The organism is Colwellia marinimaniae (assembly GCF_002207865.1).
Taxonomy (GTDB): Bacteria; Pseudomonadota; Gammaproteobacteria; order Enterobacterales; family Alteromonadaceae; genus Colwellia; species Colwellia marinimaniae.
In genome coordinates this window covers 1-257 of record NZ_BDQM01000359.1, presented here as the reverse complement: position 1 = coordinate 257, position 257 = coordinate 1, and the positions used below count along the sequence as shown (strand labels likewise).

The window sequence follows — 257 nt, the reverse complement described above, 5'->3', positions numbered from 1 at the left end:
TTCACGGTCATCTCTATTTCCCCACTCTCTGTCAATATTCACTGCAACAGGCGTTAACTGTTTACTCTGTTATTATCGCTAATCTAATAGTCTGTCATCAGTATCTAGTAAGCCTTAAGCCTGTACCCGACAGTCGATCACATCGAAAAGCTTGTCTAACTGATTGGTCAGCAGCTCGATGGCCCGCTCACTCTCGACATGCATAGCGAGTCGAACACCTTGCTCACCTTCTAACTGCATATCCATCTTGGTCACTT

1 protein-coding gene is annotated in these 257 nt (G+C 45.1%); it reads right to left on the bottom strand.

What is annotated here, in order from left to right; all coding sequences use genetic code 11:
- Positions 1-114 precede the first annotated feature (114 nt).
- Positions 115-246 (bottom strand): ACT domain-containing protein, encoded by a 132-nt coding sequence (locus MTCD1_RS21990; RefSeq protein ID WP_268807386.1) that lies wholly within the window; start codon positions 244-246, stop codon positions 115-117.
- Positions 247-257 lie beyond the last annotated feature (11 nt).